General features: G+C 69.0%; 23 protein-coding genes. 10 read left to right on the forward strand and 13 right to left on the reverse strand.

Going from position 1 to position 24,902, the window contains the following annotated elements; genetic code table 11:
* Positions 1-131 precede the first annotated feature (131 nt).
* Positions 132-611 carry a GNAT family N-acetyltransferase gene (locus C5F75_RS32235; protein ID WP_104013315.1) on the forward strand — a complete coding sequence of 160 codons (480 nt, stop codon included), beginning with the start codon at positions 132-134 and terminating at the stop codon, positions 609-611.
* A 142-nt stretch (positions 612-753) separates the two neighbouring features.
* On the opposite strand, the gene C5F75_RS32240 is transcribed toward C5F75_RS32235, so the two are convergent.
* A complete protein-coding gene (locus C5F75_RS32240) occupies positions 754-3,555 on the reverse strand; it encodes a heavy metal translocating P-type ATPase (RefSeq protein WP_104013316.1) in 2,802 nt (933 codons plus the stop codon).
* A gap of 469 nt (positions 3,556-4,024) precedes the next feature.
* Here C5F75_RS32240 and C5F75_RS32245 point away from each other — a divergent pair, with 469 nt between their 5' ends.
* Both C5F75_RS32245 and C5F75_RS32250 read left to right on the forward strand, forming a co-directional pair.
* Positions 4,025-5,461, forward strand: a complete 1,437-nt coding sequence (locus C5F75_RS32245) for a DUF1254 domain-containing protein (protein ID WP_059581835.1) — start codon at positions 4,025-4,027, stop codon at positions 5,459-5,461.
* 151 nt (positions 5,462-5,612) lie between these two features.
* Positions 5,613-9,440 (forward strand): DUF748 domain-containing protein, encoded by a 3,828-nt coding sequence (locus tag C5F75_RS32250; protein ID WP_104013317.1) that lies wholly within the window; start codon positions 5,613-5,615, stop codon positions 9,438-9,440.
* A gap of 60 nt (positions 9,441-9,500) precedes the next feature.
* Here C5F75_RS32250 and C5F75_RS32255 read toward each other — a convergent pair whose 3' ends face one another.
* Positions 9,501-9,722, reverse strand: a complete 222-nt coding sequence (locus C5F75_RS32255; protein ID WP_059641394.1) for a hypothetical protein — start codon at positions 9,720-9,722, stop codon at positions 9,501-9,503.
* A 311-nt stretch (positions 9,723-10,033) separates the two neighbouring features.
* Between C5F75_RS32255 and C5F75_RS32260 the strand changes: the two genes are divergently transcribed.
* Together C5F75_RS32260 and C5F75_RS32265 are read left to right on the forward strand one after the other, a co-directional pair.
* Positions 10,034-10,228: a YqaE/Pmp3 family membrane protein gene (locus tag C5F75_RS32260; protein ID WP_059582194.1), complete on the forward strand. Its 195-nt coding sequence runs from the start codon at positions 10,034-10,036 to the stop codon at positions 10,226-10,228.
* A 118-nt stretch (positions 10,229-10,346) separates the two neighbouring features.
* Complete coding sequence (locus C5F75_RS32265; RefSeq protein ID WP_059581841.1) at positions 10,347-10,631, forward strand: helix-turn-helix domain-containing protein; 285 nt, start codon at positions 10,347-10,349, stop codon at positions 10,629-10,631.
* Between the two features lie 126 nt (positions 10,632-10,757).
* On the opposite strand, the gene C5F75_RS32270 is transcribed toward C5F75_RS32265, so the two are convergent.
* The 3 genes from C5F75_RS32270 to C5F75_RS32280 are packed head-to-tail and all read right to left on the reverse strand — an operon-like array spanning position 10,758 to position 13,367.
* Positions 10,758-10,937 carry a hypothetical protein gene (locus tag C5F75_RS32270; protein ID WP_034187692.1) on the reverse strand — a complete coding sequence of 60 codons (180 nt, stop codon included), beginning with the start codon at positions 10,935-10,937 and terminating at the stop codon, positions 10,758-10,760.
* Positions 10,909-11,916, reverse strand: a complete 1,008-nt coding sequence (gene cydB / locus C5F75_RS32275; protein ID WP_059581843.1) for a cytochrome d ubiquinol oxidase subunit II — start codon at positions 11,914-11,916, stop codon at positions 10,909-10,911. Before cydB ends, C5F75_RS32270 begins: the two co-directional genes overlap by 29 nt.
* A 29-nt stretch (positions 11,917-11,945) precedes the next feature.
* On the reverse strand, positions 11,946-13,367 hold the full coding sequence (locus C5F75_RS32280) for a cytochrome ubiquinol oxidase subunit I (protein WP_059581846.1): 1,422 nt from the start codon (positions 13,365-13,367) through the stop codon (positions 11,946-11,948).
* A gap of 387 nt (positions 13,368-13,754) precedes the next feature.
* Between C5F75_RS32280 and ltaE the strand changes: the two genes are divergently transcribed.
* Positions 13,755-14,768 carry a low-specificity L-threonine aldolase gene (ltaE, locus tag C5F75_RS32285; protein WP_059581849.1) on the forward strand — a complete coding sequence of 338 codons (1,014 nt, stop codon included), beginning with the start codon at positions 13,755-13,757 and terminating at the stop codon, positions 14,766-14,768.
* Positions 14,769-14,872: 104 nt separating this feature from the next.
* Here ltaE and C5F75_RS32290 read toward each other — a convergent pair whose 3' ends face one another.
* Both C5F75_RS32290 and C5F75_RS32295 read right to left on the reverse strand, forming a co-directional pair.
* Positions 14,873-15,085: a DUF1059 domain-containing protein gene (locus C5F75_RS32290; protein ID WP_059581851.1), complete on the reverse strand. Its 213-nt coding sequence runs from the start codon at positions 15,083-15,085 to the stop codon at positions 14,873-14,875.
* A 160-nt stretch (positions 15,086-15,245) separates the two neighbouring features.
* The gene (locus C5F75_RS32295; RefSeq protein WP_059581854.1) at positions 15,246-16,151 is read right to left on the reverse strand and encodes an HTH-type transcriptional regulator ArgP; all 906 of its coding nucleotides are present in this window, start codon (positions 16,149-16,151) and stop codon (positions 15,246-15,248) included.
* A gap of 289 nt (positions 16,152-16,440) precedes the next feature.
* On the opposite strand from C5F75_RS32295, the gene C5F75_RS32300 reads away from it, so the two are divergent.
* Positions 16,441-17,511 (forward strand): rhodanese-like domain-containing protein, encoded by a 1,071-nt coding sequence (locus C5F75_RS32300; protein ID WP_060011231.1) that lies wholly within the window; start codon positions 16,441-16,443, stop codon positions 17,509-17,511.
* 127 nt (positions 17,512-17,638) lie between these two features.
* Positions 17,639-18,298, forward strand: a complete 660-nt coding sequence (locus tag C5F75_RS32305) for a glutathione S-transferase family protein (RefSeq protein ID WP_059581859.1) — start codon at positions 17,639-17,641, stop codon at positions 18,296-18,298.
* A gap of 102 nt (positions 18,299-18,400) precedes the next feature.
* Here C5F75_RS32305 and C5F75_RS32310 read toward each other — a convergent pair whose 3' ends face one another.
* Complete coding sequence (locus C5F75_RS32310) at positions 18,401-19,093, reverse strand: phosphatase PAP2 family protein (RefSeq protein ID WP_059582197.1); 693 nt, start codon at positions 19,091-19,093, stop codon at positions 18,401-18,403.
* 425 nt (positions 19,094-19,518) lie between these two features.
* Complete coding sequence (locus tag C5F75_RS32315) at positions 19,519-20,751, reverse strand: MFS transporter (RefSeq protein WP_060011301.1); 1,233 nt, start codon at positions 20,749-20,751, stop codon at positions 19,519-19,521.
* A gap of 101 nt (positions 20,752-20,852) precedes the next feature.
* Between C5F75_RS32315 and C5F75_RS32320 the strand changes: the two genes are divergently transcribed.
* Positions 20,853-21,836: a LysR family transcriptional regulator gene (locus C5F75_RS32320; RefSeq protein ID WP_059581861.1), complete on the forward strand. Its 984-nt coding sequence runs from the start codon at positions 20,853-20,855 to the stop codon at positions 21,834-21,836.
* Positions 21,837-21,865: 29 nt separating this feature from the next.
* On the opposite strand, the gene C5F75_RS32325 is transcribed toward C5F75_RS32320, so the two are convergent.
* The 4 genes from C5F75_RS32325 to C5F75_RS32340 form a co-directional block, all read right to left on the reverse strand.
* Positions 21,866-22,504, reverse strand: coding sequence for a 2-hydroxychromene-2-carboxylate isomerase (locus tag C5F75_RS32325; protein WP_059581864.1), 639 nt, complete (start codon positions 22,502-22,504; stop codon positions 21,866-21,868).
* A gap of 106 nt (positions 22,505-22,610) precedes the next feature.
* Positions 22,611-23,087, reverse strand: coding sequence for an SRPBCC family protein (locus tag C5F75_RS32330; protein WP_059581866.1), 477 nt, complete (start codon positions 23,085-23,087; stop codon positions 22,611-22,613).
* A gap of 119 nt (positions 23,088-23,206) precedes the next feature.
* Positions 23,207-23,692: an SRPBCC family protein gene (locus C5F75_RS32335; protein ID WP_059581869.1), complete on the reverse strand. Its 486-nt coding sequence runs from the start codon at positions 23,690-23,692 to the stop codon at positions 23,207-23,209.
* The gene (locus tag C5F75_RS32340) at positions 23,664-24,029 is read right to left on the reverse strand and encodes an ArsR/SmtB family transcription factor (protein WP_059581871.1); all 366 of its coding nucleotides are present in this window, start codon (positions 24,027-24,029) and stop codon (positions 23,664-23,666) included. The genes C5F75_RS32335 and C5F75_RS32340 overlap by 29 nt, the downstream gene beginning before the upstream one ends.
* Before the next feature lie 204 nt (positions 24,030-24,233).
* On the opposite strand from C5F75_RS32340, the gene C5F75_RS32345 reads away from it, so the two are divergent.
* Entirely contained in the window at positions 24,234-24,764 is a 531-nt protein-coding gene (locus tag C5F75_RS32345) for a GNAT family N-acetyltransferase (RefSeq protein ID WP_060011234.1), read from the forward strand.
* Positions 24,765-24,902 lie beyond the last annotated feature (138 nt).

Raw genomic sequence — 24,902 nt, forward strand, 5'->3', positions numbered from 1 at the left:
GATTCGCTGATTCGCTGATTCGCTGATTCGGCGCGCTGCGTCCCTGCCTGCCCGTTTCCGCCGCTGCGTCGCGCGCCGGTGCGAGTGTCCCGCTACACTGGAAGTCCGATTCCGTTCACGGCGACCGGGCCATGCTGCAGATGCGGCCGATGACGGCCGGCGAATTCCACGCGTACCGCACGCGAGCCATCGACGGCTACGCGCGCGATCTCGTTTCTTCCGGGCAAAATGCTGTCGAAGACGCGGCCGACCGTGCGCGCGCCTGTTTCGACACGCTGCTGCCGGACGGCCTGCTGACTGCCGGCCAGACCCTCGTCACGCTCATCGACGCCGCCACCGGCGACACGGTGGGCGACCTCTGGTACGCGATCGTGCCCGAAGGGCCGAACCGTACGCTGTTCATCTACGACCTCGACATCGTTCCGTCCCGGCGCCGCCAGGGCTGGGCCACGCGCGCGCTCGGAGCGCTCGACGCCGAGGCGCGCCGGTACGGCGTCACCGAGATCGGGCTGTCGGTGTTCAATCACAACGCGGCGGCGCGTGCGCTGTATCGCGCGTGTGGGTTCGTACCGATTACCACGACGTTGATCAAGCCGGTCGTGTCGGGCTGAATCCGTCGGCCCGGGTGCGTCCTCACGTGCTGCCGGTTCGGCGCGCCGCATAGCCGGCCAACACCGGCCCGCTTCCTTATCCTTCCCGTTGGCCCAACGCCCAACGCCCCGTTCGGCCATCCGGCAATCACCGCCTGCCGCCTCAACGCGCGCGGCCTTTCCATCTCCGCAACAGCAACGCGTTGGTCACGACGCTGACGCTGGAAAACGCCATCGCCGCACCCGCGATCACCGGGTTCAGCAACCCGAGCGCGGCGAGCGGCACGCCGACCAGGTTGTACACGAACGCCCAGAACAGGTTCTGCTGGATCTTGCGATACGTGCGTTTGGAGATGTCGATCGCGTCGGCGACGAGCGCCGGGTCGCCGCGCATCAGCGTGATGCCGGCCGTGTGCATCGCGACGTCGGTGCCGGTCGCCATCGCGATGCCGACGTCCGCCGCGGCCAGCGCGGGCGCGTCGTTGATTCCGTCGCCGACCATCGCGACGATCCCGCCGTGCGTGCGCTTCAGTTCCGCGACGACGCGCGCCTTGTCGTCGGGCAGCACCTGCGCGTGCACTTCGCCGATGCCGAGCGCCGCCGCGACGGCCGCCGCGCTGCCGTGGTTGTCGCCCGTCACGAGGGCGCTCGCGACGCCGCGCGCCGCCAGCGCTGCAATCGCGTCCCGGGCGCCCGGCTTCACGGTATCGCCGAATGCGATCAGCGCGAGCACCGCGCGCGGCGCATCGGCACGCATCAGCCACGAGATCGTGTTGCCGGCGCGTTCGAGTTCCGCCGCGCGCGCGTCGAGCGCCGACGGCGCCGCGATGCCGAGTTCGTCGCGCCAGCGCGTGCTGCCGAGCGCGAGCCGCTGTCTGCCGACGTGTGCTTCCACGCCGCGCCCGGCCACCGCGCGCGCGTCGGTCGCGACGACCGACGCAGCCGCACCGCCATGTGTGGCCACCTCCGCCTCATGCGCGGAAACCACGGCTCGCGCAAGCGGATGGTCGCTCTGCCGCTGCACGGCCGCGGCGAGCGCGAGCGCTTCGTCGCGCGGCACGCCGACGGCGTCGAACGCCGTCACGGACGGTTTGCCTTCGGTCAGCGTGCCGGTCTTGTCGAACGCGATCACGGTCGTGCGCTGCGCGAGCTCGAGCGCCTGCGCGTCCTTGATCAGCACGCCGTGCCGGGCCGCGACGCCCGTGCCGGCCATGATCGCGGCGGGCGTCGCGAGACCGAGCGCGCACGGACACGCGATCACGAGCACCGCGACCGCGTTGAGGATCGCGGTTTCCATCCCGGCGCCGGCGAGCAGCCAGCCGATGAGCGTCAGCACCGCGATGCCGAGGATCGCAGGCACGAAGACCTCGCTGACGCGATCGACGAGCCGCTGGATCGGCGCCTTCTCGGCCTGCGCGGATTCGACGAGGCGGATGATGCGCGCGAGCGTCGTTTCAGCACCGATCGCGGTGGTTTCGACGACGAGCGCGCCTTCGCCGTTGATCGAGCCGGCCGTGACGGCATCGCCGTCGTCCTTCGGCACGGGCAGGCTTTCGCCGGTGATCAGCGATTCGTCGATGTGCGAGCGGCCCGACACGATCCGCCCGTCGACGGGCACGCGCTCGCCGGGCCGGATGCCGACGTGCGTGCCGACGCGCACCTGCGACAGCGGCACGTCGCGTTCGACCCCGTGCTCGACGACGCGCGCACGGTCGGGGCGCAGCGCGTTCAGCGCGCGGATCGCGTCGGTGGTCTGGCGCTTCGCGCGCGATTCGAGCCACTTGCCGAAGCGCACGAGCGTGACGATGACGGCCGACGCCTCGAAATACAGATGGCCGGGATGCGCGGGATCGCGCAGCAGCATCCACAGGCTCAGCCCGTACGCGGCCGACGTGCCGAGCGCGACCAGCAGGTCCATGTTGCCGGTGCGCGCCTTCACCGCATGCCACGCCGCGCGGTAGAAGCGCGCGCCGAATCCGAACTGCACGATCGATGCGAGCACGAGCTGGAGCCAGCCGGGCAGCATCAGGTCGATGCCGAACGGCGCGGCGAGCATCGGCGCGACGAGCGGCGCGCTCAGCACGGCGGCCGCGATCACGAGGTTGCGTTCGCGGATCGCTTCGCGGCGCTTGCGTGCGTCGGGGTCCTGCGCGGGGCCGGCCGGTCGTGCATCGGCGCCGATCGTTGCGCCGGCGGGCGAGGCGGCGGGAAGCGATGCACGGTAGCCGGCCGTGGTGACTGCGGCGATCAACGTGGCGGCATCGAGTGCGCCGGCGCCGTGCACCGACGCCCGCTCGGTCGCGAGATTGACCGTCGCGCGCGCGACGCCCGGCACGGCGGCGAGCGCTTTTTCGACGCGGCCGGCGCATGACGCGCAGGTCATGCCGCCGATGTCGAGTTCGATGTTCGCGGGCGCGGCGGCCGGGACGACGGTGTCCGACACAGCCGGCGTCGCGCCATAGCCGGCCTGCTTCACGGCGTCCGCCAATTGGGTGGCCGAAACGCCGGCCGATGCGTCGACCGTCGCGCGTTCGGTCGCGAGGTTGACCGATGCGCGCGTGACGCCCGGCACCTTCGCGAGCGCCTTCTCGACGCGTGACACGCATGACGCGCAGGTCATGCCGTCGATGTCGAGTTCGATCGTCGCGGCGGCAACCGGCGCAGGCGGCGGCGCCGCGTGTGGCGCGTTCTCCGACGAAGGCGTGGCCGCGACCGTTTCGGTTACCGCTTCGCGCACGGTTGCGCGGTAGCCGGCCTCGCCGATCGCGTCGACGAGCCGGCCGGGCTCGACCGCTTCCTGCGCGGTAACCGTCGCCGCATGCGCGTCGAGATCGACCGCCGCATCGACGACGCCCGGCACGGCGGCCAGCGCGCGCTGCACGCGGCCCGTGCAACCGCCGTAATGCATGCCGTCGACGCTCAGCTCGATCGTTTGCAGCGCCGCGGAGGCGAGTGGTTCAGTCATGTCGGATTCCCCAAAAGCGCGGTTCGTGCCGCGGATGGTTCCAGTATCAACATTCCCATGATGGTAAGGTCAAGTACCGGCGGCGATGTGGCGCAAGTCGATGCACACAGGGTGTCACAACACGGAAAAAGCGATCGCCCGGCTTCCAGACGGAAAGCCGGTGCGCGCTGAGGACCAAGCTTGGCGCTCGCGAGGCGTTTACGGGCAACTGGCTGAGGGTGCCGGCGCTATTCCGGATTTTTGCTGAATCCGGCGAACTATTTCAGATTTTTTGACGGTTCAACTAGCGTTTCGCCCGTTATTCGGCATATTGGGGGATGCCCTTAGGCGCTATGATACCGGCCTGACATCAGCGCCCACCGTGACGAAACGTTGCGAGACGGTCATCCGGGCACGCTGGGGTGCCTTGTTCGCGTTCGCGAGACGAACAAGGCGTTGACTGAAAAGAACGATATTCGGCCAGTAATCGATGATTGAAAACCAGCGAGAATCAGTTTCCCTGCGACGCGCGTGCGCGTCGCTGGCGATGGCGGCATTGCTTGCAGGATGCGCGTCGCAACCAGACGCGATCCAGCGGAAAACCGGCTGGATGCGCGCGGAAGTCGCCGACTCCTATATCTATGCGTATCCGCTCGTGCTGATGGACGTCGCGAAGGAAGCGGCGACGGGCGGCGACGGTGCGCAACCGGGGCAGGCGCCGCTCAACACGCTGCGCCACGCGCAGGCGCTGCCGCCGGTCGGTGCGGTCAACCCGCCGCTGCCGGGCGTCGACACGCTCGACTCCACCGGCTGGCTCGACGTCGCCGCCGAACCCGTGATCGTCACGCTGCCCGACACGCGCGGCCGCTACTGGGACGCACGCGCGCTCGACATGTGGACGAACGTGCTGTGGTCGTCGTCGAGCGTCGCGGCGCGCGGCCCCCGTGGCGCCGGGCGATCGCAAACGATTGCCTTCGCCGCGAAGGACTGGCAGGGCACGCTGCCGAAGGGCGTGCTGCGCGTCGACGTGCCGTCCGCCAATGCGTGGCTCGAAGTGCGGCTGCAGACGAGCGGCGGGCGCGACCTGACCAACGTGAAGAAACTGCAGCGCGCGATCCGCGTGGTGCCGCTGTCCGTCTACACCGGCGCCGAGCGCGGCGCGTCGGTGGCGGTCCATGCGGGCAGCGCGCCGTCCGAAGCGGTGGGCGGCGGCACGCCGGCCGAGCAGGTGGCCGCGCTCGATCCGAAGGCGTTCTTCACGCGCTTCGCGCGGGCGCTGCAGGACAATCCGCCGCCGGCCGACGACGCGCACGCGCAGGAATCGCTCGCCGACATCGGCGTGACGGCCGGCTACCCGGTGCTGTGGACGGGCGACCGTCTCACGGCCGCGACGGCCGGCGTCGCCGAGGCGCGCGCGCGGCTCGCGACGCCGCCGTCGAACCTGCTGAACGCGAACGGCTGGACCTGGATCGGCGACACGGCCGGCAAGTACGGCCAGGACTACGCGCTGCGCGCGTACGCGGCCTACACGCAATTCGGCACCGCGACGCGCGACGACGAAACGCTCGCGATCACCCGCGTCGACAGCGACGGCCATGCGTTGAACGGTGCAAACCGCTACGTGCTGCATTTCGCGCCGGGTGCGCTGCCGCCGGTGCGCGCGTTCTGGACGCTCACGCCGTACACGACCAACGGCGCGCTGCCCGACGTCGGGTCGGCGCGCCGCTCGCTCGGCGATCGCGACCGGCTGCGCCGCAACCGTGACGGTTCGATCGACGTCGTCGTATCGGCGTCGCCGGGCGGTACGCATGCGGCGAACTGGCTGCCGGCGCCGCGTACCGATTTCGCGCTCGCGTTGCGCCTGTACGCGCCGAAGCCGCAAGCGAGCGACGGGTCGTGGATGCCGCCCGCCATCGTCCGGAAATGACCGGTTGACCGCCGCCGTTGTCCGGCCGCCGGGCGCGGCGGCGGCGCCCGACCGCCGTACCGCCACCTCCTGAGCCTATACTTTCGGGATAGCGTGCGCGGCCGCCCGGTTTTCCGGCGCGGCCCGGCATCCATTCCCGAGGCATTCAAGCATGGCAAGCGCAGACAAAGAAACCTTACCCTCGACCCTCCATGCCCTCGGCGGCGTTGCACGCTCGCGCCGGACCCGGCGTATCGGCATCGGCGTGCTGATCTTCCTCGTTTTATTCGGATTACTCGGCTTCTTCGCGGCGCCGCCGCTGATCCGCCATGTCGCCGAACAGCAGTTGAGCAAGCAGCTCGACCGGCCGGCCACGATCCAGCGCATCGCACTGAACCCGTACACGCTGAACCTCGAAGCCGAAGGCATCCACCTCGGCGAGCGCGGCGGCCAGGGCGACTTCATCGACATCGGCAAGCTCGTCGTGAGGCCGTCGTGGTCGTCGCTGTTCCGCGGCGCGCCGATCGTCAACGAAATCCGGCTCGATTCGCCGCGCTTTCACGTCGTCCGCTACGACGCGCAGCGCTTCAACTTCACCGACCTGATCGAGAAGTTCTCGTCGCCGTCGCCGACGCCCGACAGCAAGCCGACGCAGTTCTCGGTGTCGAACATCCAGGTCAACGACGGCCGGATCGATTTCGACGATCGCCTGCTGAACGAAAAGCACGTCGTCGACCACTGGACGCTCGGCATTCCGTACATCGCGACGCTGGCCTCGAAGACGGACATCTTCGTCGAGCCGAAGCTGCGTGCGCGCTTCGACGGCAGCCCGATCTCGATCGACGGCAAGACCAAGCCGTTCGCGCAGTCGCGCGAATCGGAGATCGCGCTGAAGTTCGACCGGCTCGACGTGCCGAAGCTGATCTCGTACGTGCCGGCGAAGCTGCCGGTGGCCGTGACGAGCGGCCTGCTGAGCAGCAACCTCACGGTCAATTTCGTGATGAGCGGCGAGACGCCCGCGCTGCGCGTGTCGGGCACCGTCGACCTGAACGACGCGAAGGTGACCGACCGCGCGTCGGCGCCGCTGTTCGCCGCGCGCGGCGTGCACGTCGCGGCGGCCGGCCTCGAGCCGCTGCGCAACGCGATGCACTTCGACGAGATCCGGCTCGACCAGCCGGTGGTCGACCTGTCGCGCGACAAGCAGGGCGTGCTGAACGTCGAGAAGCTCGTCGTGCAGCCGGCCGCCGCGCCGAAGGCCGAAACCGGCAAGCCGGCCGCGTCGGCCGCCGCCGTTTCCGGTGCGTCCGGTGCGTCCGGTGCCACCGTCGCCGCCGCCAGCGGCGCGAAGGCCGAAGGCGGCGCCGCCGCGAAGGCAGCGCCGCCGCTCGACCTGACGATTCGCCATGTCGCGATCGACGGCGGCACGATCAACGTCGACGACCGCGTGCCGGCGACGCCGACCGCGATCTCGCTGACGAAGCTCGCCGCGACGCTCGACGGCTTCTCGCTGCAGGGCAAGACGCCCGCGAAATACACGCTGTCGACGTCGCTGTCGCGCGGCGGCGACGTGAAGGTCGAAGGCGCGTTCAACCTCGCGGCGAAGCAGGCCGACACGAAGCTGGCGGTGGCCGCGCTCGCGCTGCCCGCGCTGCAGCCGTACCTTGGCGAGGCGACGCGCGCGCGCGTGCTCGACGGCACGCTCGGCGCGACCGTCAACGCGAAGACCGACTGGGGCAAGACGCCGCTCGCCGCGGAAGTCGCCGACAGCACGGTCAGCCTGAAATCGTTGAAGATCGCCACGCCGGACAACAAGGCGCCGGCCATCGTCCTGCCCGACGCAACCGCGAAGATCGCGAAGGTCGACGTCGCCGCGCGCACCGCGGAGATCGCCAGCGTCGACGCGAGCGGGCTCGCGCTCGACGTGAAGCGCCTGAAGGACGGCAAGATCGACCTCGCGGCGCTGGCCGAACCCGCGCAGGCGGCGGTGCCGCCGCGCACGGTCGCGCGCAAGGCGCAGGCCGCCGCGCCGTCGTGGCACTACCGGATCGATGCGCTGAACGTGAAGGACGCTGCGGCGAACTTCACCGACCTGTCGACGCCGCGCCCGGTGAAGCTCGCGATCAAGCCGCTCGACCTGTCGGTGCAGAAGATCAGCGACGACCTGACGAAGCCGTTGCCCGTGCAGCTGAAGGCGACGCTGAACCGCAAGGGCTCGCTGAACGTGTCGGGCGACGTGACCGCGCAGCCGTTGAAGCTCGGCCTGAAGATCAACGGCAACCGCCTCGACGCGGCCGCGTTCGAGCCGTACTTCGGCAGCGCGCTGAACGCGACGATCGCCAGCGCGCTGCTCAACGCGCAGGGCAACCTGACGTTCGCGCAGGTGAAGGACACGCCGCGCGCGACCTATCGCGGCGACGTCGCGCTGGTCGACGTGCGGATGCTCGACAAGGCGACTTCCGACCCGTTCGCCGGCTGGCGCTCGCTCGCGCTGTCGAACCTGAAGGCGAACTACGACGAGAAGGGCACCGACGTCGACGCCGCGCGCGTGACGTTCTCGAACTTCTACGGCCGCGTGCTGCTCGACGCGCAGGGCCGGCTGAACCTGAAGGACGTGGTCGCGAAGGAAACGGGCCCCGCGCAGTCGCTCACGCGCGACGCGAGCAAGGGCGAGCCGGTGCCGCTGTCGCCGGGCGTGACGCCGCCGGCCGCCGCGCAGGCCGCATCGGCCGCGGCCGCGCAGCAGGCGTCCGTGCCGGCCGCCGCGTCGGCGACGGTGGTCGTGAAGGCCGCGCCGCAGCCGCGGAACCCGGTGCGGATGCACTTCGGCGAACTGGTGCTGCAGAACGGCCGCGTCACGTATACGGACAACTTCATCAAGCCGAACTACACGGCGAACCTCGTCGCGATCAAGGGCACGGTCGGCGCGTTCGGCACGGATTCGACGACGTCCGCGCCGGTCGACGTCGCCGCGAACCTCGCGGGCAACGGGCCGATCACGATCAAGGGCTCGGTGAACCCGCTGATCGAGAAGCCGGCGCTCGACCTCACGGCAACCGCGCACGACATCGAGCTGACCAACCTGACGCCGTATTCGGCGAAGTACGCGGGCTATCCGATCACGAAGGGCAAGCTCAACGTCGATCTGCACTACCAGCTCGCGAACGATCAGCTGTCGGCGAACAACCACATCTTCATCGACCAGTTGACGTTCGGCGACCACATCGAGAACGACACGGCGACGAAGCTGCCGGTGAAGCTCGCGATCTCGCTCTTGAAGAACACGCGCGGCCAGATCGACGTGAACCTGCCGGTGTCGGGTTCGCTGTCGAATCCGGAATTCAGCGTCGGCGGGCTGATCTGGCGCGCGGTGCTGAACCTGATCGCGAAGGCCGTCACGTCGCCGTTCACGCTGCTCGCGAATGCGTTCGGCGGGGGCGGCGGCGAGGATCTCGGCTACGTCGAGTTCGCGCCGGGTTCGTATGTGCTGACCGACGCGCAGGAGAAGAAGCTCGACACGGTCGTGAAGATGCTGACCGAGAAGCCGTCGATCCGCCTCGACCTGATCGGCCGCGTCGATCCGGCGCAGGACACCCCGGGGCTGCGCGACGCGTACGTCGAGCGGCTGGTGCGTCAGCAGAAGCTGAAGGACGTGATCGGCCAGGGCGAAAGCATCGACCCGATGTCGGTGAAGGTCGACAAGGCCGAATACTCGAAATACCTGACGCGCGCGTACAAGGCCGCCGACTTCAAGAAGCCGCGCAACCTCGTCGGCCTGCAGAAGACGCTGCCCGATGCGGACATGAAGCAGGCGCTCGCCGATCACGCGCCCGCCGACGACAACGCGCTGCGTGCGCTCGCGCAGCAGCGCGCGCAGGCCGTGCGCCAGTATCTCGACGGCAAGATCGATTCGAGCCGCATGTTCGTCGTCGCGCCGAAGCTCGACGCGAAGGGCATCTCGGACAAGGGCGCGACGACCCGCGTCGACTTCGGGCTGCAGTAAGCGTTATCGCCAACCGTCATCCGCCGCCGCGCCCGCACCCGTCGGGCGCGGCGGCTTTTTTCAGCGGCTGGCGATCGCCGGTTCGCGCTTGTCCAGCTCCTTCCTCGCGGCCAGCGGCAGACGTGCGTCGTCCCACTGCGTCAGCCATTCGACTTCCTTCGCGGTGAACACCTGTCCGTAGTTGCGCAGCGCGTACTGCAGCGCGTCGACGACGTGATGGCGAATGATTTCGGGGGTACGTGCATCGTCCAGCACGAACCGGAGGGCTTCCAGGGTCGACATACTCGTGCTCCGGGTCAGGGAAAACCCTTTATTACACGCCAATAGTCGCGGGCCAAGCCGAAAAAAAATCCGTCCGCGCGGGGCCGGCGCACGCGAGGGCCGTGGATTGCGACGCCTTCATGGGCGGCGACGGGCATCGCGCTCGTCGCGGTGTCGCGCGTGTCGCGCAGGGGCTGGCCGGTTCGGCGTGGGCGAGGGCATCGGCCCGGCGCTTCGCCCGGCGCGCGTCGTGCCCGGGCTTGAAACGGGGCGCGCAACCGGCCATATTGGCCGGGTATCACCCGTTCAACGACGTACCGAGAGGATCGTTCATGCGCCTTCTGCTTGCCCTGCTGCTCCCGTGGTTCCAGTTCTTCACGATCGGTCGCCCGATCGCGGGGATCATCTGTCTCATCCTTCAAATCACGATCATCGGCTGGCTGCCGGCCGCGATCTGGTCCGTGTATGCGCTGAGCCAGTACAAGACCGATCGCAAGATCGAGGCGGCGTTGCGCGGGCGGGGGTAGGGCGCAAGCGACAGCGCAATATTTTCCGCTGACAAGCATGCCGATACCGGGCATTTCGGCAGATATCTACATAATTTGCGGGCCAAGTTAGGCGCGATTTGTATAGATTTCTGCTGAAATGGACAAACGCTATAACGCGATGTCGCTCCCCGAACAGCTTGCGCTGCCGCGCCAGGCAATCGAGGACGTTCTCGCGCATCCCGAGTGGTCGTTGCGCGAATCGGTGCGCCATCTGAAGAAGACGATGCGGCTGACGAGCGCCGAGATGGCGAAGCTCGCAGGCGTGTCGACCAAGACGATTCAGGATATCGAACAGGGCCGCAGTGACGGGACGGTACAGACGATGAATCGCATCTTCGGCATGCTGGGGCTCAAACTGGGTGTGGTGCGGCAGAGCCCGTAGCCGGGCAGCACATGTCGGCCGGAGGTTCCTCGATATTGCGGCGCTGGCTGCATGCGGCTGAAGCGGCATGCCGTCGACGACAAAACGGCCGCCCGGTCCATCGTTCGACCGGGCGGCCGCTCCGGCCTACTTCACCGCAAACAGCGTCAGGTTCATGAAGATCTTGAACGCATAGCCGAGCGTGACGGCGCCGATCACGCCGCCCGCCCACAGAACGACGAACCACATCCAGCCGCGCATCCGCGGCCGTGGCGCCTCGGGCGGGCGATCGGCGGAATCAGTGGTGGTAGTAATGCTGGTCTTCATGGCGCACCTTGCCTCGGAATACCCAGTAACCCATCGTCGTGTAGGCGATGATGATCGGGAGGATAACCGCTGCGCCGACCAGCGTGAAGGTCTGGCTCGAACGCGGCGCCGCCGCTTCCCAGATCGTCATCGTCTGCGGAATCGCGTACGGGAATAGCGTGACGAGCAGGCCGACGTAGCCGAGCAGCACCAGCGCCAGCGCGAGCAGGAACGGCGTCATGTCGTGCCGGCCGCGCACCGCGCGGCGCATCCACACCGCGCACGCGGCCACCAGGAACGGCACCGGCAGCAGACGCCAGAACAGCCCCGAATCGAACCAGCGCTGCGCGATGGCCGGGTCCTGCAGCGGCGTCCACAGGCTGACGACCGCGATGAAGCCGAGCAGCACGACGGTCAGCGGCCACACGACGCGATGCAGGCGGCGCTGCAGGTCGCCTTCGGTCTTCGCGACGAGCCAGCAGCAGCCGAGCAGCGCGTACGTGACGATCAGGCCGAGGCCCGTCAGCAGGCTGAACGGCGTGAGCCAGTCGAACGCGCCGCCGGCGTACACGCCGTCCTTCACGTCGATGCCCTGCAGGAACGCGCCGAGCGCGATGCCCTGAAACAGCGTCGCGCCGGCCGAGCCGCCGATGAACGCGAGATCCCACAGCTGCTTCGTGCGTCGCGCCTTCGCGCGGATCTCGAACGACACGCCGCGGAAGATCAGGCACACCAGCATGAAGATCAGCGGCAGATACAGCGCCGACAGCACCGTCGAATAGACGATCGGAAACACCGCGAACAGCCCGGCGCCGCCGAGCACGAGCCACGTCTCGTTGCCGTCCCACACAGGGGCGACGGTGTTCATCATCAGGTCGCGTTCCTTCTCGTCCGGGAAGAACGGGAAGACGATGCCGATGCCGAGGTCGAAGCCGTCGAGCACGACGTACATGAAGAGCCCCAATGCGATGATCGCGGCCCAGATTACGGTGACGTCCATAGGTTTTCTCGTATGCGAATGGGATGGGCTCAGACGGTCTCGATCAGCTCGTCGACGGCCGACATCGGGCGGCGCGCGGTGTGATCGGGGCGCGTATCGGGCAGATCGTGTTTCGCGTCGTGCTTGACGTCGGGCAGCGCCGGGCCGGCCTTCATCAGCTTCAGCATGTAGTACACGCCGGTGCCGAACACGAGGAAGTACACGATCACGAACGTCATCATCGACAGGCTCACCTGCTGCACCGACAGCGGCGACACGGCCTGCGCGGTGCGCATCACGCCATACACGACCCACGGCTGGCGGCCGGCTTCGGTCGTCACCCAGCCCGCGAGCAGCGACACGAACCCGGTCGGGCCCATCACGAGCGCGAAGCGCTGGAACCACTTCGATTCATACAGGCGGCCGCGGCGGCGCAGCAGCCACGCGAGCGCGGCGAGGCCGATCATCGCGAAGCCGAGGCCGACCATGATCCGGAAGCTCCAGAACACGACCGTCGAATTCGGGCGGTCTTGCGGCGGGAAATCCTTCAGCCCGCGGATCTCGCCGTCCCAGCTGTGCGTGAGGATCAGGCTGCCCAGGTGCGGCACCTTCACCGCGTAGCGGGTCGTTTCGGCCTTCATGTCCGGAATGCCGAACAGGTTGAGCGCGGTGCCGCCCTTTTCGGTTTCCCACAGCCCCTCGATCGCGGCGATCTTCGCGGGCTGATGCTTCAGCGTGTTGATGCCGTGCTGGTCGCCGATCACGGCCTGCAGCGGCGCGAGCACCAGCAGCAGCCACAGCGCCATCGAGAACATCTTCTTCACGCCCTTGTCGCGGCGGCCCTTCAGCAGGTGCCACGCGCCCGTCGCTGCCACCACCAGCGCGGCGACGATGAACGCGGCGATCGCCATGTGGAACAGGCGGTACGGGAACGACGGGTTGAAGATGATCGCGAACCAGTCGGTCGGCACGACGCGGCCGTCGACGATCTCGAAGCCCTGCGGCGTCTGCATCCAGCTGTTCGACGCGAGGATCCAGAACGTCGAAATCAGCGTGCCGATCGCGACCATCAGCGTCGCGCCGAAGTGCGCGCGCGGGCTCACGCGGTTCCAGCCGAACAGCATGATGCCGAGGAAGCCGGCCTCGAGGAAGAACGCGGTCATGACCTCGTACATCAGCAGCGGACCGGTGACGGCGCCGGCGAAGCTCGAGAAGCCCGACCAGTTGGTGCCGAACTGATAGCTCATCACGACGCCGGACACGACGCCCATCCCGAACGCGACCGCGAAGATCTTCGACCAGAACAGGCAGAGGGTTTTGTAGTACTGCTTGCCGGTCTTGAGCCAGCGGTATTCGAGCACGGCGATGAAGCTGGCGAGGCCGATGCTCAGTGCCGGGAAGACGATGTGAAAGGAGACGGTGAACGCGAATTGCAGGCGGGCCAGATCGAGGGCCGAAAGTGCGGTGTCCATACCAGTTGACCGAGGCTTGACGATACCCGCCGGCGGGTGCCGACGGACCCCGGCGGACTGGCGTCGGGGTTGGCTGGAGTATGGGCCGCGATGTTGCACCGCGAAATGCGCCAACTCGTCGCAGATGTCCAGCCCATCGCGCCCGGTTTCGCGGTAAATCTTTGATTCGTATCAAGAAGGCCGTTCGCCGCGCGTGCGGCCGCGGCGTGGCGGTCTGACGCACGTGCGTCAATATGGCGCGTCGCGTCATCGGAACGACGTCGCGCGTCCGGAATCGGCGCGCGCGGCGGCGGCCGGCAGGCGCCGCGCGAATTGCGTACACTCTCAGCTTCGTTTCGGCAGGGCCGGGCGCATCGGTTCCGGCTCGCGTTTACCCAGGGCACAGTGATGATCGATTTACGCAGCGATACCGTGACACGTCCGAGCCAGGCGATGCTGGCCGCAATGACCGCCGCCGAAACTGGCGACGACGTCTGGGGCGACGACCCGACCGTCCTGCGTCTGCAGGCGGTGACGGCCGAGCGGGCCGGCAAGGAAGCCGGCCTGTTCTTCCCGAGCGGCACGCAGAGCAACCTGGCCGCGCTGATGTCGCATTGCGAGCGCGGCGACGAGTACATCGTCGGCCAGCTCGCGCACACCTACAAGTACGAAGGCGGCGGCGCGGCCGTGCTCGGGAGCATCCAGCCGCAACCGATCGAGAACGCGCCGGACGGCACGCTGCCGCTCGCGAAGATCGCCGCGGCGATCAAGCCGCTCGACAATCACTTTGCCCGCACGCGCCTGCTCGCGCTCGAAAACACGATCGGCGGCCAGGTGTTGCCGGAAGGCTATGTGCAGGAAGCCGTCGCGTTCGCGCGCGGCCGGGGCTTGTCGACGCACCTCGACGGCGCGCGCGTGTGCAACGCGGCCGTCGCGTCGGGGCGCCCGATCGCCGAGCTGTGCGCGCCGTTCGACACCGTGTCGATCTGCTTCTCGAAAGGGCTCGGTGCGCCGGTCGGCTCGGTGCTGGTCGGCAGCCGTGCGCTGATCGAGCGCGCTCAGCGCTGGCGCAAGGTGCTGGGCGGCGGGATGCGGCAGTCGGGCATTCTCGCGGCGGCGTGCCTGTATGCGCTCGATCACAACGTCGAGCGGCTCGCGGACGATCATGCGAATGCCGCGCATCTCGCGGCCGGCCTCGCGCGCATCGATTCGGTGAAGGTGCTGTCGCATGCGACGAACATGGTGTTCGCGCAATTCCCCGAAGCCGATTGCGCGCCGCTCGAGGCGTGGCTCAAGGAACGCGGCATCCTCACGCAGATGCTGTATGCGTCCCGCTTCGTCACGCACTGCGACGTGTCGCGCGCGGACATCGACACGTTCATCGACGCGGTCGGCGCGTATTTCGCGCAGCGTCGCGCGTGAAGCGGAATGCGCCGGCCGGCGACGGGCCGGCGCGACGTGGCATGACGCAAAACCCCGAGGGACGACGCGGCATGTAGGCGGTCGATCGTTACCGCGCGGGCGGATTACGCTTGCGACGGCGTGTCGACGGGCGGCGTGCCGTCGTGGAACAGCGATTTCAGTTGCGTGCGCAGTTCGGCGCTGTCGGTGTGCTGGTGTACCGAGACCGCATGTTGCACGGCGGCCTCGAGCAGTTCGTTGTCGGAGTCGGCCGAAATGGCGACCGAGCAATGCATCGCGCTGGGAAACTCGCGGCAATCGATATAGCGGCGGGACATGATGTTCTCCTCACACGAAAGGGAACGGCCGGACCTGGATGATCGGCCGCGCGGCGCGTTCGCGAGGCCGATGGAAAAAGTATAGGCGGCGCGGCCGACTTTTCTCGCCGCAGTGCGCACCGCGCCGGCCGTGTCGATCGCCCGCGCGCCGGCCGGCGCGTCACGGCAACGGCGCGAGCAGCCGGCGCGCCGCTTCGACCACCCGCGCGGACAGCGACGCCATCGTCGGCGACTGCACGGTCCACGCGTGCCAGTACAGCGTGACGTCGGTCGGATGCGTGGGCGCGAGATCGACGAGCCCTTGCGCATCGAGCGGCGCGGTGCCGATCAGTGGCTCCGGCACCATCGCGTAGCCGAGCCCGTGCCGTACCGCCGCGAAGTGCGAATGGGTGCCCGGCACGTAGTGGCATGGATACGCGCCTTCGGGCAACCCGAACTTTTCCTTCAGAAACGACGATTGCAGCGTGTCGCGCCGCGAATACGCGACGACGGGCGCGTGGCGCGCACTCGTGCGGTTCAGCCCGCGTGGAAACCAGCGCACCGCGAACGCGGCGGCTGCGAGCAGCCGGTAGCGCATCGTGCCGAGCGGCGTCGCGAGGCAGCCGCGCATCGGCTTCGGCTCGGTTGTCACGCAGCCGACCGCCATCCCGCTTTCGAGCAGCGCGAACGTGTGGTCCTGGTCCTCGACGATCAGTTCGAACAGGATCCGCTCGCCCGCGAGTACCGACGTCAGCGCGGGCAGGAACCACGTGCCGAGGCTGTCGGCGTTCAGCGCGATCGTCACGGAGATCGGCGATTCGCGCTCGGCCGCGAGCGTGCTCTGGAGGTCGGCCTGCAGCAGCGCGACGCGGCGCAGATGCTGCAGCACGCGCTGCCCGGCCACTGTCGGGCGGCACGGCCGCGTGCGCAGCACGAGCGGCGTGCCGAGGCTCGCTTCCAGCGCGCGGACCCGCTGCGTGACGGCGGACGCCGTCACGTGCAGGCGCACGGCCGCCTGCTCGAAGCTGCCGGTGTCGGCGACGGCCAGCAGCGCGGCGGCCTGCTTCGGATCGATCGTCATCGACATGTCGGGAGCAATTCCTGTGATCGGGGACGAGAACAGGCCGTAGTGTAAGGCAGCGTGCGTTGCCGTCCCGGCGCGGCACGTCGTTCGGCGGTGCGCGATTCGTCGTCGGAATCGGTTGCCGCGCATGGGGCGCGGCGGCGCGGGCATTTTGATCTACGCTGTATGAATGTGCGCGATGCCGCTCGCGCGGCGGCGATGTCGTCGTGCCGGCGCAGGCCCCTGACGACGCCATGCAGTGTGCCGATCCGACTACACCTCACTGAAGAACACGCGACGGAGCAATAAAGCAATGATCTTCCGGCAACTTTTCGACCCGCAGTCGTCGACGTACACGTATCTGCTCGCCGACGGCGCATCGCGCGAAGCGCTGCTGATCGATCCCGTGTTCGAGCAGGTGCGCCGCGACGCGGCGCTGCTCGACGAACTCGGGCTGCGGCTCGTCGCGACCGTCGACACGCACGTGCACGCCGATCACGTGACGGGCGCGTGGCTGCTGAAGCAGCACACGGGCAGCGCGATCGCGATCTCGGCGGCGAGCGGCGCGCAAGGCGCCGACCGCTACCTGAACGACGGCGACCGTTGCGCGTTCGGCGCGCGCTACCTGACCGTGCGCGCGACGCCCGGCCACACGAACGGCTGCATCAGCCTCGTGCTCGACGACGAATCGATGGCGTTCACCGGCGATTGCCTGCTGATCCGCGGCACCGGCCGCACCGACTTCCAGCAGGGCGACCCGCGCGCGCTGTATCGCGCGGTGCACGGCCGGCTCTTCACGCTGCCGGCCGCGTGCCTGCTGTATCCGGCGCACGACTATCGCGGGCTCACGGTGACGAGCGTCGGCGAGGAGCGGCGCTTCAACCCGCGCCTCGGCGGCGATCTCAGCGAAGACGATTTCGCCGGCTACATGCGCAATCTCGGGCTCGCGCATCCGCGCCAGATCGACGTCGCGGTGCCGGCGAACCTGCGGTGCGGCGTGGCCGCGAACGCGCCCGATGCGCAGGCCGCCCCCGGCTGGGCGCCGCTCGTCTATACGTTCGCCGGCTTCTGGGAAATCGATCCGCAATGGCTCGAGGATCATCTGCCGGCCGTGCAGGTCGTCGACGTGCGCGAGCCGGACGAATTCACGGGCCCGCTCGGTCATCTGCCCGGCGCGACGCCGATTCCGCTCGGCGAACTGGCCGCGCGCGCCGGCGAAATCGCGCGGGACCGGCCGGTCGTGACCGTGTGCCGGGCCGGCGGGCGCTCCGCGCAGGCGACGGTGATCCTGAAGCAGGCCGGCTTCGATGCGGTCGCGAATCTCGGTGGCGGGATGCTGCGCTGGCGCGCCGAAGGGCGCGTCGTGATGGACGGCCGGTCGTAGCGGCCGAGGCCGGCTCCCTCGAAAAAAAATCCGGACCGGTGTCGAAACGGCCCGGCGCCGTTCGTCGTCCAGGTATCCGATCATGTGGCGCCGCCTGACGCGGCGCCGAAACCCTGAGAGACCCGCGATGATGCCGACGCTTTACGCCCATCCCTTTTCGTCCTACTGCCAGAAGGTGCTGACCGCGCTGTACGAGAACGGCACGCCGTTCGACTATCGCGTGCTTGCGCACGACGATCCGAAGCCGATGCAGGAACTGGCCGCGCTGTGGCCGCTGAAGCGCTTCCCGGTGCTCGTCGACGCGGGCCGCACGGTGATCGAGGCGTCGATCATCATCGAGTATCTCGGCCTGGCCCATCCGGGCCCCGTGCGCCTGCTGCCCGACGATCCGCGCGCCGCGCTCGAGGTGCGGACGATGGACCGCTTCTTCGACAACTACGTGGCGACGCCGCAGCAGAAGGTCGTGTTCGACGCGCTGCGGCCGGAAGCCGAGCGCGATGCGCGCGGGGTGGCCGACGCGCGCGCGATGCTCGATACGTCGTACGCGTGGCTCGACAAGACGATGGCCGATCGCGAATGGGCGGCCGGCGATCGTTTCAGCCTCGCCGATTGCGGCGCGGCGCCGTTCCTGTTCTACGCGGACTGGACGCACCGGATCGATCCGGCGTTCGCGAACGTGATCGCGTACCGCAAGCGCCTGCTCGCGCGGCCTTCGTTTGCGCGCGCGGTCGACGAGGCGCGGCCGTACCGTTCGTTCTTTCCGCTCGGCGCACCCGATCGCGACTGACGGGCGCGGCCGTCGCACGGCGTGCCGCCGCCGAGCATGGCCGGCAGCGCGCGCCGGGGCGACGGAACGACAGCAGCAGCGGCAGCATCGCGCGGGTGCCCGTTACATCGTGTGCGTGGCCGACTGCGCGAGCGTCAGCAGTTCGTCGAACTGCGTGATCAACTCGAAGCACAGCAGGAACGCGAGCGTATAGGCCGGCGCGGGGAAGCGCCGGATCATCTCCAGCACCTGCGGCGCGAAGCGCGAGCGGATCGCGTCGCGCGTCAGCAGCCACGCGATCGCGATGCCGATCGCGGCGCCCGCGATCAGGTCGGTCGGGTAGTGAAAGCCGAGATACGCGCGCGGCAGGCAGATGAATACGACCGAATACAGCAGTGCGACGACGCCGACGCGGCGCGCGATGATGAAGATGCCGGTCGCGATCGCCATCCACAGCATCGCGTGATCGCTCGGAAACGAACTCCATGTCTGCAGGGTCGCCGCGCGCAGTCCGGCCGACGGGAAGTGCAGGTGCAGGTCCGGGTTGTAGATCGGCCGCACGCGGAACGGCAGCACCTGCGCGAGCACGCGGCCGACGGCGAGCGCGACGAGCCCGCTCGCGACGGTGGCGACGACCAGTTCGCGTTGCCGTTCGCGATGCGGGCCGGGCTGGAACCACAGCCAGCACAGCACGGGAACGAGCACGAAGCCCTTGAACGTGTAGAGGCCCGCGATCACGCGGATCGCGTGATTCATCAACGGGCCGAACGTCACGTGGGTGAGGAAGATCTGGATCGTGGTGTCGAAATCGTTCATGTCCTGTGCGACCCGGGCGGACGCGCCGCGCATGACGGGCGGCCGGCTGGATCGAAAAGCGCGCTCGCACCGAGCGCAACGGGGGGCAAGTATGTCACCCGTTATTTCGAAGAAAATGCGAAAAAATACCGGGATTCCCCTGATAAACCGGGGCTGTGTGGTGGGGCCGGATGGGCGAGCGCCGTGTGGTGCGGTAGGTCGAATCGTCCGACGTTTGCGGGCGGCCATGCACGCGCGCCGGAAAAATATTTTGTTGAACTGGACAATTCGGCAGGACGGTGCGGACCTTGCGCCGAATGAGTGATTGCCGTGCCGGAGTGGCGTAAATCTGCCGGGCGGCGCAGCGTCATGCGTGTGCCGATCAAAAAATTAAAAAGCGGGCAAGCCTCATCGGCCTGCCCGCCGGCGTGACGCGATGCGCGGCTTCAGTTGCGCCACACCCGCACGGCGAGCGCGGCCAGCGACGTCACGACGGCCAGCGCGGTCACCGCATTCCAGCCCAGTTGCGCGAGCAACGAACTGCCGATTGCCGCGCCCGCCGCCATCCCGATGAACATGCCGACGAACAGCACCGCGTTGAGACGGCTGCGCGACGCGGGATCGATCCGGTAGACGATCGATTGGTGCGCGATCAGCGTGGCCTGCACGCCGAGATCGAAGCCGATCGTCGCGAGCGCGAGCAGCACGAGCTGCGCATGCGGCGACATCAGCGGCGCGGCGGCCATCGACGCGAACGACACCGTCGCGATGCCTATGCCGATACGCGTGACGCGCTCGGGGCCGTGATGGTCGGCCAGACGTCCGGCGATCGGCGCGGCCAGCGCGCCGGCGGCGCCCGCGAGGCCGAATGCGCCGGCTGCCGCGCTGCCGAGATGGAACGGCGCGCCGTGCAGCATCACCGCGAGCGTCGACCAGAATGCGCTGAACCCGACGGCCAGCAGCCCCTGGGCGAGCGCGGCGCGGCGCAGTGCCGAATGCTCGCGCCACAGCGCGCCGAGCGAGCCGATCAGCGCACGGTACGGCAGCCGCGTGGTCGGCTCGAAGCGCGGCAACCCGCGTGCGGCCACCGCGCCGATCACGGCGACGCTGGCGGCCGCGAGCGCGAACATCGCGCGCCAGCCGGCCGTCTCGGCGATGAATCCGGCCACGACGCGCGACAGCAGGATGCCGAGCAGCAACCCCGTCATCACGGTGCCGACGATGCGGCCGCGATGCGTGTCGTGAGCGAGCGTCGCGGCGGCCGGCACGACGTCCTGCGCCATCGTCGCGGCGAGGCCGATCGCGAAGCTCGCCGCGAGCAGCAGGCCGAGCGACGGCGCGACGGCGGCCAGCAGCAGCGCGACGACCAGCGCGGCGGCCTTGGTCACGATCACGCGGCGCCGGTCGAAGCGGTCGCCGAGCGGCGCGAGCAGCAGGATGCCGAGCGCATAGCCGAGCTGCGTGAGCGTCGGCACGAAGCCGATCGCCCGCGCCGACGCGCCGAGATCGGGCGCGAGCGCGCCGAGCATCGGCTGCGCGTAGTAGAGCGGGGCGACGCCGAGGCCGGCGGCGGCCGCGAGCAGCAGCACGAGCCGGCGATCGGGCATCGAATGGGCAGCCGGGCGGGCCGGGGCATGCGCCACGCGGGGCGCGGCGTCGAGACTGGTCGGGGTGGACATCGCGTGCATCCTCGGTTGAAGAAAGGGTTGGACGCGAGTGTGGCGGTACTCGGCGGACGACGGTAGTGCCGCCTTGCGCACATTTGTTATACGCTCCACGAATGACCGAAAAATCTCCTCCCTCTCGCGCTGCTGGCGGATCTCCGCGCGTTCAGACGGTGCCGGTGAACGGTGCGGGCTATCGCTTCGAGCTGATGGAAACCTTCGTGCGCATAGTCGAGGCCGGCAGCCTGTCGGCGGCCGCCGTGCAGCTGCATACCACGCAGCCGACGATCAGCCGCCGGCTGCAGGCGCTGGAAAGTTCGCTCGGCATGCGGCTGCTGCAACGCACGACCCATACGATGCGGCTGACCGTCGACGGCGAGCGGTGCTTCAAGCAGGCGAAGGAGCTGCTGGCGAGCTGGGCGGCGTTCGAGGCCGATTTGCGCGGCGCGCAGGAGGAGCCGGACGGGCTGCTGCGCGTCGCGGTGCCGCACGCGTTCGGGCAGCAACGTTTCGTTGCGCCGCTCGCGCAGTTCCTGCGCGACTATCCGCGCGTGTCGGTCGAGTGGCTGCTGCAGGACGAGGTGCGCGATTTCGTCGGCAGCGGCATCGATTGCGCGATCCAGGTCGGCGAGCCCACCGATCCCGGCGTGGTCGCGATCCGGCTGACGAAGGTGCCGCGTTTCGTGGTCGCCGCGCCGTCCATACTGAACGGCGCCGACGTGCCGGCCGATCCGGACGCGCTCGCCGCGCTGCCATGGCTCGCGTTGCGCACGTACTACCGCAACGAGCTCGCGCTGACGCATGCGGCCACCGGCGACACGCGGCGCATCGCGATCCGCCCGCGCATCACGACCGCGAACCTGTATGCGCTGCGCAGCGCGGCGCTGCTGGGCGTCGGCGCGTGCGTCGGATCATCGTGGATGCTCGCCGACGATCTCGCGCGCGGCGATCTCGTGCACCTCGCCCCCGAATGGGAGGCCGCGTCGCTGCCCGTCTACCTGACTTATCCGCATGCGCAGTTCTATCCGTCGCGGCTCGTGCGGTTCGCCGCGATGATGCGCGAGGCCGTGCCGGCGCTCGTCGAAGGGCGCGACGGCTGAAGCAACGCGGCCCGGGTGGCGGTACGCCGTCAGCCCCGCCGGATCCCTTCGGGCAGCGCGCTGATGCGGCGCACTTCAGGCGAATCGAGCCACGCGCGCGACGTCGCGCAGTCGACGAACATGTCGGTCGCGTCCTCGCCCCAGAACAGGTCGCCGTCGAGCACGAAGGTCGGCACGCCGAACACGCCGTCGGCGATCGCGCGATCCGTGTTCACGCGCAACGCGTCCTTGACCGGCTGGGCTTCGACGGCCGTCACGCCTTCCGGGAAGCCGACGGCTTCGCACAGCGCGGCGAAACCTGCCGGCGTCGACACGTCCTCGCCGTCGCGCCAGATATGCCGGAAGATCCGCTGGATCGCGTCGCGTGAGCCGCCCATCGCGATCGCGAGGCGCAGCGGCTTGATCGGATTGAACGGGTGCGCGGGCGGCATCCGGAACGCAATGCCGAGCTTGTCCGCGCGGTATTGCGCATGCCGATAGGTGAACACGCGTTTGGCCGCGATCTCCGCCGGCGCTTTCTGGCCCCAGTGCGTGAGCAGCGCACCGAGCACGATCGGCCGCGGCTCGAACGCGGCGGCGGGCGGCAACCGGTCGAACTGTTCCTGTTGCAGGTAGGCGAACGGCGAAACGAAATCGAAATACCAGCTGGCGGTGCGCGGGGCGTTCATCGCGGGAGTCTCCTCGGGCGGATCCGGTTGTCGGCTGCAGGGCAGTGTCGCACGCGGCGGCGTTTTGCGCCGCAGCACCGCCTTTCGTCACCGGAATGAACGACCGCTAAGCGGCTTCCACCAGCGCCGCGAGCTTCGCCAGCGCCATCTGCCAGCCGGTCTCGTTGTCGGCGGCCGGCACGCCGGGCGGTATGCCGTCGTGCACGGCGTCCACGCGCGTGCCGCCCGCTTCGTCGGACAGCGTGATCGTGATCGTCATCGCGCCGCGCAGCATCGGGTCGTCGGTTTCGAATACGTCGATCTCGACGATCTGCTGGTCGGGCACCAGCGTGACGAAGCGGCCGTGATAGGTGTCGGTGCGCGCGGTGGTCTTGCCGGTGCCGGCCGACGGCGCGTCGTAGCTCAGCGACACCCGCAGCGCGCCGCCTTCCCGTGTGTCGTACGCGTGCACGCGGCACGTCATGCCGTCGGGCACCTTCCATTGCTCGACCGCGTGCGGGTCGAGCAGCGCGCGATAGACGCGCCCGCGCGGCGCGTTCAGGTGCCGGCTGACCCGGGTCGAATGCGTGTGCGTGTGCAACATGTCGCCTCCCGCGAAGCGTGCGAGACGGTGCACGCCGGCGCCCGGCGTGTCGTCATGCTTCCTTCAGGAATCCTAGGCGCGGGCGTGGCGGCATGCAATGACCGCACGCGAAGCGGCGTTCAGCGCAGCGTGGCGGCAAAGGCGTCGAGCTGCGTGATGCAGGTGTTCCAGCCCTCGAAAAAGCCGAGCGCTTCGTGGCGCTCGCGCGTCGCGGCGTCGGGGTGCATCACGCGCGCCTCGTAGCGGCTGCCCGCGTCGTCGTCGGCCATCGTGACGATCGCCGTGAAGCCGAGCCACGGCGTCTGCGGCCGCCAGCCGCCCGCGAGCATCGACGTGAACGCGATACGCGATTCCGGCACGATGTCGAGGAAGCAGCCGGGGTTGTCGCTCGTGCCGCCATCGGGGCCGCGCATGAACGTATGGAAGGCGCCGCCCGGCCGCAGGTCGAACGCGCGTACCTCGGTGGTCCATGGTTTCGGGCACCACCATTCCTTCAGCAGTGCCGGGTCGGTCCATGCGCGCCACAGCGCGTGGCGCGGCGCGCGCAACGTGCGCGTGATGACGAGATCATTGGCTTCAGCGGGTTCGACGTGGCTGGCTGACATCTTGCTCCTCCTGGTGACGGCGTTCGACGAATTCGACGAGACGATCGGATCGCGCTTCCCACTGCGCGCGCTGCGCGGCGAGCCATGCCTCGGCCTCGGTCAGCCGGCTGCCGACCAGCGCGCAGGTGCGCGAACGGCCGGTTTTCCGGGTCGCCACGAGGCCGCTGCGCTCGAGCACGGCGAGGTGCTTCATGAACGACGGCAGCGCCATGTCGAATGGCGCGGCCAACGCGGAGACGGTCCGCTCGCCCTGGCCGAGCGCGCCGACGATCGCGCAGCGCGTCGGATCGGCAAGGGCATGGAACACGTCGCTGATGCCGGGTTGAAAGTTATCCATTTGGCTAAGTGTAGGCGATGTGGCCATCGGTGCAACGACAATTTTCGTCGCGTACGATGATGGGGCGGTAACGCGCGCCGGTCGGGCGCCGCGTTGCCGGACGCCTGCCGTCGTCGCGCGTGCCGCGACGCCCGGCCCGCGTTCGTTCCGATTGGGGCCCATGCCGAACCCGCGCGTGCGGCCCACCTGACTACCGGAGAGGGCATGACCGAACCCGTTACCGTTCGCCGCGTCGGCGCAAGCGAAGCGATGGCCTGTGTCGATGCGCTGGCCGACGTGCTGATCGATTGCGTCGAAGGCGGCGCGTCCGTCAGCTTCATGTTGCCGATCGAGCGGGCGACCGCCGTCGCGTTCTGGACGCGTGTGGCCGAGGGCGTCGCGAGCGACGAGCGCATCCTGCTCGTCGCCGAGGATGCGTCCGGCCGGATCGTCGGCACGGTGCAGATCGTGATCGCGCAGCCCGAGAACCAGCCGCATCGCGCGGACATCGCGAAGATGCTCGTGTCGCGGCATGCGCGCCGGCAGGGCGTCGCCGCACGACTGATGGCGGCGGCCGACGCGGCCGCGCGCGACGCCGGCAAGACCGTGCTCGTGCTCGACACGGTGATGGGAGGCGACGCCGAGCGGCTGTACGAGCGGGCCGGCTGGCAGCGCGTCGGCGTCGTGCCGAACTATGCGTTGATGCCCGACGGCGCGCCGTGCGCGACGACGTATTTCCACAAGCAGCTCGCGTAACGGCCATCGTCATGCATCCGGCCGCGCCGGCGCCGTTGTTCGCCATGCGTGCGGCCGGTGTCGTTGCGCCGATCGCGCCCGCGTGGCTCGCTGCCGGGTGGCGCCGCCGCACGCTGGTGCCGTGGCGGAGCCGGTGTC

Origin of the sequence: Burkholderia anthinoferrum (genome assembly GCF_002925705.1) — a bacterium.
GTDB classification, from domain to species: Bacteria; Pseudomonadota; Gammaproteobacteria; order Burkholderiales; family Burkholderiaceae; genus Burkholderia; species Burkholderia semiarida.

Bases quoted from the DNA above. Each gene is read 5' to 3' on its own strand.
- C5F75_RS32260 (WP_059582194.1), top strand. From the start codon at position 10,034: ATGCGCCTTCTGCTTGCCCTGCTGCTCCCGTGGTTCCAGTTCTTCACG.
- C5F75_RS32340 (WP_059581871.1), bottom strand. From the start codon at position 24,029: ATGGATAACTTTCAACCCGGCATCAGCGACGTGTTCCATGCCCTTGCC.
- ltaE (WP_059581849.1), top strand. From the start codon at position 13,755: ATGATCGATTTACGCAGCGATACCGTGACACGTCCGAGCCAGGCGATG.
- C5F75_RS32235 (WP_104013315.1), top strand. From the start codon at position 132: ATGCTGCAGATGCGGCCGATGACGGCCGGCGAATTCCACGCGTACCGC.
- C5F75_RS32280 (WP_059581846.1), bottom strand. From the start codon at position 13,367: ATGGACACCGCACTTTCGGCCCTCGATCTGGCCCGCCTGCAATTCGCG.
- C5F75_RS32335 (WP_059581869.1), bottom strand. From the start codon at position 23,692: ATGTCAGCCAGCCACGTCGAACCCGCTGAAGCCAATGATCTCGTCATC.
- C5F75_RS32265 (WP_059581841.1), top strand. From the start codon at position 10,347: ATGGACAAACGCTATAACGCGATGTCGCTCCCCGAACAGCTTGCGCTG.
- C5F75_RS32300 (WP_060011231.1), top strand. From the start codon at position 16,441: ATGATCTTCCGGCAACTTTTCGACCCGCAGTCGTCGACGTACACGTAT.
- C5F75_RS32270 (WP_034187692.1), bottom strand. From the start codon at position 10,937: ATGAAGACCAGCATTACTACCACCACTGATTCCGCCGATCGCCCGCCC.
- C5F75_RS32240 (WP_104013316.1), bottom strand. From the start codon at position 3,555: ATGACTGAACCACTCGCCTCCGCGGCGCTGCAAACGATCGAGCTGAGC.
- C5F75_RS32250 (WP_104013317.1), top strand. From the start codon at position 5,613: ATGGCAAGCGCAGACAAAGAAACCTTACCCTCGACCCTCCATGCCCTC.
- C5F75_RS32305 (WP_059581859.1), top strand. From the start codon at position 17,639: ATGATGCCGACGCTTTACGCCCATCCCTTTTCGTCCTACTGCCAGAAG.
- C5F75_RS32330 (WP_059581866.1), bottom strand. From the start codon at position 23,087: ATGTTGCACACGCACACGCATTCGACCCGGGTCAGCCGGCACCTGAAC.
- C5F75_RS32255 (WP_059641394.1), bottom strand. From the start codon at position 9,722: ATGTCGACCCTGGAAGCCCTCCGGTTCGTGCTGGACGATGCACGTACC.
- C5F75_RS32345 (WP_060011234.1), top strand. From the start codon at position 24,234: ATGACCGAACCCGTTACCGTTCGCCGCGTCGGCGCAAGCGAAGCGATG.
- cydB (WP_059581843.1), bottom strand. From the start codon at position 11,916: ATGGACGTCACCGTAATCTGGGCCGCGATCATCGCATTGGGGCTCTTC.
- C5F75_RS32310 (WP_059582197.1), bottom strand. From the start codon at position 19,093: ATGAACGATTTCGACACCACGATCCAGATCTTCCTCACCCACGTGACG.
- C5F75_RS32295 (WP_059581854.1), bottom strand. From the start codon at position 16,151: ATGTCGATGACGATCGATCCGAAGCAGGCCGCCGCGCTGCTGGCCGTC.
- C5F75_RS32325 (WP_059581864.1), bottom strand. From the start codon at position 22,504: ATGAACGCCCCGCGCACCGCCAGCTGGTATTTCGATTTCGTTTCGCCG.
- C5F75_RS32315 (WP_060011301.1), bottom strand. From the start codon at position 20,751: ATGTCCACCCCGACCAGTCTCGACGCCGCGCCCCGCGTGGCGCATGCC.
- C5F75_RS32320 (WP_059581861.1), top strand. From the start codon at position 20,853: ATGACCGAAAAATCTCCTCCCTCTCGCGCTGCTGGCGGATCTCCGCGC.
- C5F75_RS32290 (WP_059581851.1), bottom strand. From the start codon at position 15,085: ATGTCCCGCCGCTATATCGATTGCCGCGAGTTTCCCAGCGCGATGCAT.
- C5F75_RS32245 (WP_059581835.1), top strand. From the start codon at position 4,025: ATGATTGAAAACCAGCGAGAATCAGTTTCCCTGCGACGCGCGTGCGCG.